The sequence below is a fragment of the Streptomyces sp. NPDC034086 genome, assembly GCF_055575515.1.
The window spans coordinates 1-1339 of the sequence record NZ_JBVISM010000043.1 but is presented as its reverse complement, the minus strand read 5'-3'; the positions used below and the strand labels follow the sequence as shown (position 1 = coordinate 1339).

Below are 1339 nucleotides of genomic sequence, written 5' to 3'. Positions count from 1 at the left end.
GCCAGCGGCTGGGCCTGCGCGTACTCCTTGCGGATCGACATCAGACCCGGCATCTCGTGCTCGGCCAGGGTGATCTCCTTGCGGCCGAAAGCGGCGAGGGAAAGGTCGGCGACCTTGAAGTCCGTGAATTCGGCGGGCATGGGCGGTGCTCCTTGCACTCGTACGGAACCGGAGGTCATCGGCGGCCTCCCGCGTTGAAGTAGCCGGCCTCGGGGTGGTGGATGACGATGGCGTCGGTGGACTGCTCGGGGTGGAGCTGGAACTCCTCGGAGAGGTGGACGCCGATCCGCTCGGGCCGGAGGAGGCCTGCGATCTTGGCCCGGTCCGCCAGCTCGGGGCAGGCCGGGTAGCCGAGGGAGTAGCGGCAGCCCTGGTACTCGGTGCGGAACATGCCGTCCATGGCCGCCGGATCGGCTCCGGCGATGCCGAGCTCGGCGCGGACGCGGGCGTGCCAGTACTCGGCCAGGGCCTCGGCGAGCTGGACGGACAGGCCGTGCAGCTCCAGGTAGTCGCGGTAGGAGCCGGACTCGAAGAGCCTGGCGGTGGCCTCGCCGATCCGCGAGCCGACGGTGACGACCTGGAGGCCGACGACGTCGGTCTCGCCGGAGTCGTCGGGGCGCACGAAGTCGGCGAGGCAGAGCCGGCGGCCGCGGCTCTGGCGCGGGAAGGTGAACCGGGTCCGCTCTCCCCCGTCCTCGTCGAGGACGATCAGGTCGTCCCCCTTGGAGACGCAGGGGAAGTAGCCGTAGACCACGGCCGCCTCGAGGAGCCGCTCGGTGTGCATGCGCTCCAGCCAGCCGCGCAGCCGGGGCCTTCCCTCCGTCTCGAGGGAGGCGGCGTCCTTGAGGCCCCACTGGCCCTTGAAGAGCGCCTGCTCGTCCAGCCATCCCGCGTAGTCCTTGAGCGGGATGCCCTTGACGACCCGGGTGCCGAGGAACGGCGGCTCGGGCACCGGGTTGTCGACGGCCACGTCCGAGCGGCCGGCGTCCTCCGGCTCGCGCACATCGAGGACCGCGGTCCGCCGCGGCACACGGCGCTGTTTGAGGGGTGGGAGTTCGGCGCCGGGGACGCCGCGCTTGACGGCGATGAGGGCGTCCATCAGTCGCAGGCCTTCGAAGGCGTCGCGGGCGTAGCGGACCTCGCCCTCGTAGATCTCGTGGAGGTCCTGTTCGACGTAGGCGCGGGTCAGGGCGGCGCCGCCGAGGATGACGGGGTAGTCGGCCGCCAGCTTGCGCTGGTTGAGCTCCTCCAGGTTCTCCTTCATGATCACCGTGGACTTCACCAGGAGCCCCGACATGCCGATCACGTCGGCCTTGTGCTCCTGCGCCGCCTCCAGGAT

The 1339-nt window shown here is 70.8% G+C and carries 2 protein-coding genes; both read right to left on the bottom strand.

All coding sequences use genetic code 11. The annotated features are described in order from the left end of the window. Positions 1–140, bottom strand: a 140-nt coding sequence (locus ACZ514_RS32260; protein WP_469126342.1) for an adenosylhomocysteinase, incomplete at its 3' end; no start/stop codon positions are given. A gap of 35 nt (positions 141–175) precedes the next feature. Further along, positions 176–1339: vitamin B12 dependent-methionine synthase activation domain-containing protein (locus ACZ514_RS32255; protein WP_469126341.1), on the bottom strand; the 1164-nt coding region annotated here is incomplete at its 5' end.